At 45.2% G+C, this 5,687-nt stretch carries 5 protein-coding genes; 1 reads left to right on the forward strand and 4 read right to left on the reverse strand.

Going from position 1 to position 5,687, the window contains the following annotated elements; all coding sequences use genetic code 11:
• The coding region (locus ACJ751_RS07245) for an RNA polymerase sigma factor (RefSeq protein WP_407744740.1) at positions 1 to 970 on the forward strand (970 nt) is incomplete at its 5' end.
• 17 nt (positions 971 to 987) lie between these two features.
• Here the strand turns inward: ACJ751_RS07245 and ACJ751_RS07250 are convergent.
• The 4 genes from ACJ751_RS07250 to ACJ751_RS07265 all read right to left on the reverse strand — a co-directional run.
• Positions 988 to 2,001 carry a glycosyltransferase family 9 protein gene (locus tag ACJ751_RS07250; protein ID WP_407744742.1) on the reverse strand — a complete coding sequence of 338 codons (1,014 nt, stop codon included), beginning with the start codon at positions 1,999 to 2,001 and terminating at the stop codon, positions 988 to 990.
• Between the two features lie 14 nt (positions 2,002 to 2,015).
• Complete coding sequence (locus ACJ751_RS07255) at positions 2,016 to 3,236, reverse strand: MFS transporter (RefSeq protein WP_407744743.1); 1,221 nt, start codon at positions 3,234 to 3,236, stop codon at positions 2,016 to 2,018.
• 4 nt (positions 3,237 to 3,240) lie between these two features.
• Entirely contained in the window at positions 3,241 to 4,215 is a 975-nt protein-coding gene (locus tag ACJ751_RS07260; protein ID WP_407744744.1) for a DedA family protein, read from the reverse strand.
• 34 nt (positions 4,216 to 4,249) lie between these two features.
• A partial coding sequence (locus ACJ751_RS07265) for a dicarboxylate/amino acid:cation symporter (RefSeq protein WP_407744745.1) occupies positions 4,250 to 5,687 on the reverse strand: 1,438 nt, incomplete at its 5' end.

A 5,687-nucleotide genomic window follows, 5' to 3' on the forward strand; every position in this document is an offset into this window, starting at 1 on the left:
ACAATTCTTCTCAGAAACAGAAATTGCCGACAGCCAGCTGCGGATGATCTTTGCCTGTTGTCATCCCTCCTTAAAAGAAGAAGACCAGGTAGCGCTCACGCTGAAAACCGTATCGGGTTTTGGCGTAACTGAAATTGCGCATGCCCTGCTTACCAATGAAGCCGTTATTCAAAAACGTTTATACAGGGCCAAACAGTTTTTAAAAGACAACAGTATTTCGCTCGATATCCCTTCGGGCCGCGAGTTGAACAGCAGGCTTCATATAGTGTATACCGTGTTGTACCTGCTTTTTAACGAAGGGTATAAATCACAACAGCCTAATGAAGTGATCCGCAAAGACCTGTGTGTGGAAGCCATGCGGCTTTGCCTGTTACTGGCAGAACACCGGGCCGGAAAACAGCCCGCCACTTTTGCCTTGTTCTCCCTGATGTGTTTTCAGGCATCGCGGTTTGAAAGCCGCATCGATGAAAACAATTCCATCATTCTACTGCAACACCAGGACAGAAACACCTGGAACAAAGCGCTTATTCAAAAAGGATATGAATATCTGAACCTGTCATCCCAGGGTGAAGAACTGACCGTTTACCATCTCGAATCAGCTATTGCCGCAGAACATTGTATGGCCAATTCCTTTGCAGCCACGAACTGGCAGCGCTTGCTGCAGTTGTACGATATGCTGCTGGAGCAAAAGCGCACGCCACTGGTTATATTGAACCGGTCCATTGTACTGTGGCAATTAAATGAAACCGCAGCAGCGTTGAAGGAGATCTGGAAGATAGATGCCATTGAACAGCTTATTAACTCGCACTATATTTTTAGTGCTGTGCTGGGTGAATTATACATACAACTGGGAGATGATCTTAATGCCAATAAATTTCTTCAACAGGCGCTGGCCTTAACAACATCCCTTGCCGAAAAAAAGCTGATCGCCTCCAAGCTGGAAACACTTACCAAAACCAAGCTGAATTAGCTGGTTGCGATAAATAACTATTGTTTATTCAACCGCCTGTTTACGTTATTAACAATGTCTGTTATAGACTGTTTCTCCATGCATTTAAAATGCCCGAGCGGACATTTATTATACCCTATTTTGGAACAAGGGCGGCAATATAATGGCCGTACCTCCATAATATCGTAGGGCAGTTTGTCTTTCAGCAACTGCGGTGACAGGGCGCCGTAATAAGGATACATGCCAAACTGTGGTACGGTATTACCCCAAATTGAAATGACCTGCTTTTGAAAAGCGGAGGCAATATGCATTAACCCGGTATCGTGGGTTATTATCAGTTTGGCGCGGCGTACCAGGTCGGCCGATTCGTTGATATTGAATTTTCCGCAAGAGTTATAGATCTTATGCGGGTCAACGCTGGCAATTTGTTCGCCTGCTTCCCGGTCTTCCTTACCACCCAGTAAAATGATAGGATGCCCGATGGCGGCGCATAGTTCCTTGAGTTTGTGGATGGGTAATTTTTTGGTGTTATGGGCGGCGCCTATCACCACACCAATATAACCAGCCAGGTGCCCGCCGGGGATATCGCTCTCTTTTACCTTATCTGTCTCAGGAATAAAATAATCCAACCCGCGACCGTCGTTCTTTACGCCCAGCGATTCCACTGTTTGCAGGTAACGGTCTACGATATGCACGTCGGGTAATACATTCAGCTTGATAGTGGTGTAGAGCAATTTCTGAATGTTGAGCTTATTGAAAGAAAACGCTTTTTTACCCAGGGCTTTTTTCACCCGCATGGTGCGCAGGTTGTGATGCAGGTCGATCACATAATCAAAATTCTCGGACTGTAAGGCCGGAATAATTACCTGCAGGTCATCCTGCAGGTAATGAATTTTATCTATGTAGGGATTTGCTTCCAACACCGCCCTGAAGCTGGCTTTGGTAAGATAATGCACCTCTGCCTCCGGCAACTGTTTTTTCAGGCAACGGACAACAGGCGTTGTTAAAACAATGTCCCCAATGGAACTAAATCTGATGATAAGAATTTTCATACTTCAATCCCCGATCACTCCTCAACGTAGTTAAGATCTTTATGAAACGTTTCTTCAGTTAAAATAGCAGCACCCAGCCCGATAACCATAGCTACTATACCGGTGATCAACCCGCTTTTTACATAGCCGGCTGAAGCCTGCAGCGAGGTGAACAAAAGGGAGATCAGGATCAATGCGCCCCGCACCATATTGGGCACGGTGGTAGCAGCAGTGGCCCGGATGTTGGTGCCGAATTGCTCGGCAGCCATGGTAACAAAGATGGCCCAGAAACCTGTTCCAAAGCCTAACACCGCGCTGGCGGCATACAGACTGTTCACCGATTGGCCACTTAAATTAAAGAACCACACAATGCCAATAGCCGTAATTCCGTAAAAAATATACAAGGCCTTTTTACGGCTTCTTAACGCCTGGCTTACAAAACCAACGGCAATGTCACCGATTGAGATAGCGGCATAAGCAAACATTACAGCTTTACCAGGGTCAACAGCGCCTACAACCCCCATTTTCTCCCCAAACTCTTTTGAGAAGCTAACCAGGATGCCGATCACATACCAGGTAGGCAATCCGATCAAAATACTACACAGGTATTTTTTTAACCGTTTGCCATTGTTCAGCAACATGAAAAAATTCCCCTTCTTTACATGGCTGTGCTGAATATCCTTGAACATGCCTGACTCCAGTACACCTACCCGCAACATCAGCAACAAAAAGCCCAGGCCACCGCCGATGAAATAGCAGGTGCGCCAATGAAAGTTTTGTTTAAAAAAGAAAGCAACCACGGCACCGGTCAATCCAACACCGGCTACCAGGGAGGTACCTATACCTCTTTTTTCTTTGGGCAACAGTTCACTTACCAGGGTAATACCGGCGCCCAATTCACCTGCCAGGCCCACACCAGTTAAAAAACGAACGGCTGCATACTGATTTACCGTATGTACAAAGCCGTTGGCAATATTACCCAGTGAATATATAATGATGGAAGCGAATAATACTTTCAATCTTCCTTTCTTATCACCCAGGATACCCCACAAAATGCCACCGATCAGCAAACCGGCCATTTGGATATTGATAATGAACAGACCGTCTGAAGCAATTTGGTCCGGGGTTAAACCCAGGTCCTTTAATGAAGGAACCCGGATAATACTGAAGAGTAACAGATCATAAATATCTACAAAGTAGCCCAGCGCAGCTACAAATACTGCCAGGCCAAAAACAGATGCTGGTTTTGCTTGCATAGGATTATTTAATTGGCGGTTGAGAAACCTTCTTTTTTCCGGATAATAGTTTTATCAGTACAGGCGCAGTTGTTACGATCACAATACCCAGTACTATCAGTTCGAGGTGTTTCTTTAGGTCAAAATTAAATTGGGTGAAGATCCATTTTTGCAGAAAGTGCCCGGCAATGATCATACTGAACACCCAGGCAACACAGCCTATCATGTTGAAGATGGAAAACTTCTTTTTATCCATATCAACAATACCGGCCACAATAGGCGCAAAGGTTCTGATAATGGGCAGGAAACGCGCAAATACAATAGCGCCGCCACCATGCTTTTCATAAAACTCATGCGCATCATACAAATACTTTTTCTTGAACAGGAACCGGTCGCGCCAGTGGAACATGGTTGGACCAATCTTTTTACCTGTCCAGTAACCTATGGTATTGCCTAGGATACCTGCGAGTGAGATCAATGCGACCAATACAAAAAGATCGAGCGCTTCGTACCGTACGCCGCCCATACCTATTTTTTTAAACAGGTCATTCGCCAGGTTAGCGCTGTAAATACCGGCCACAAACAATAAGCTGTCGCCCGGTAAAAAGAAGCCGACAAATAAACCGGTTTCGGCAAATACAATAAACAGCAACAGGAAAAAACCGCCGTACACAATATAGAACATAGGGTTCAGCAGGTCCTTCCAGGTAAATGTTTTATGCAGCGTAATTACGCCGTCGTTTTTTAAAGTACCGGCTGGCACTGTAAGCACATCGTGATACGGACTGGTAATGGTAATTGTCTCGGCCGGGTTTACTGTAATGGTTGTGAAACCCTTTATATCAGTTGTATAGTCTGCAGTCTGGCCGCCAGCGGATACGGTTATTGTACTAACCGGCATTTCGTACTGATTGGTACATTGAATTCTTATTTGTTGCTGCGCCATGGCTACGGATACAGTCAACACAGTCAACAATAAAAATATCAGTCGTTTTAACATAAAAAATTTAATGAAAAAGGTTATTTGTTTTCGCTTAATCTTTTATCAATACTGGTTCTGCCTGTACTATTTCAGGCTTCAGTTCTCCCTCCCATTTGCTAACCACTGTTGTTGCCAGTGCATTACCGACTACATTCGTCATGGTACGGAACATATCGCAAAAATGATCGATCGGTAATATTAATGCTACACCTTCCGGTGGTATTTTAAACATGGCGCAGGTTGCCGTTACTACCACCAGCGATGCGCGCGGCACACCGGCAATTCCTTTGCTCGTCAACATTAAAACGATCAACATCGTAAACTGCGTCCCCAGATCAAGATGGACACCCGAAGCCTGTGCAATGGCCAAACTGGCAAAGGTCATGTACATCATGCTACCATCGAGATTGAAACTATACCCCAACGGTAAAATGAAGGAAACAATTTTATCCTTGCAACCAAAGCGTTCCAGTTCTTCGGTGAGTTTGGGAAAAACGGCCTCACTGCTGGTGGTGCTGAAGGCAATCAGCATGGGCGAGGCAATTCTTTTTATCAAATGGCCTACACGCTTTCCCAGGATCAAATATCCCACTGATAATAAAACCGTCCACAATAAAACTATCCCTATTAAAAAGAACAGCAGGTATTTGCCATAGAAAATGAACACTTCCAGCCCTTTGGTGGCAATTACCGCCGCAATGGCGCCAAACACCCCAAGAGGAGCAAAGTTCATTACATACCCCACCATTTTTAAAATTACGTGCGCCACGGCATCCAGCGCTTTTACCACCGGTTTGGTAATATCCCCCAGCGCCGACATAGCCACACCAAAAAAAATACTGAAGATCACGATCTGCAGTATTTCATTGGAAGACATAGCCTCTATCACGCTTTTCGGAAATACGTGCTCCACAAATTTAGCCAAAGAAAACTCCTGGGTTTTACCAATCAGGTCTTTGGCACCTGCGGCGTCTTCCATGCCCGAAATAGCGTTCCCTGGTTTCGACAGGTTAACGATGAGCATACCAATGAGCAGGCTCACCAATGAAGCGGAAACAAACCACAATAATGCTTTGCCGCCTACCCGGCCCACGGTTTTCAGATCACCCAGTTTGGCAATGCCCACCACCAGTGTACAAAATACAAGTGGCGCTATAATCATTTGAACCAGCCGCAGGAAAATAGTAGTCAATAACTTAATATTATCACTGAACGACTGAATAGCTTTTATAGTTGCGGTGCCATGAGCGGGCCCTACTTCAATTTTATTAAGTGTATACTGTTTATCTATTTCATATACGTCGTTGGTATTGGCCACTACGACCCAGGTGCCAGGCGCTGCTTTTGTTTCACGATAGGTGGCTGAATCTTTAACAACTTCAATCGGCTGCACTACCTCTTTCCCCGACAAAACCAACGTGATGGCGTCTTTGCCCGTATAATCTTTAGCAGGTGAATAGGTTATTTTGTGCCCTGTTCCTGTCTCGTGC

The sequence above is a fragment of the Niastella sp. genome (assembly GCF_045805085.1).
Classification (GTDB): domain Bacteria; phylum Bacteroidota; class Bacteroidia; order Chitinophagales; family Chitinophagaceae; genus Niastella.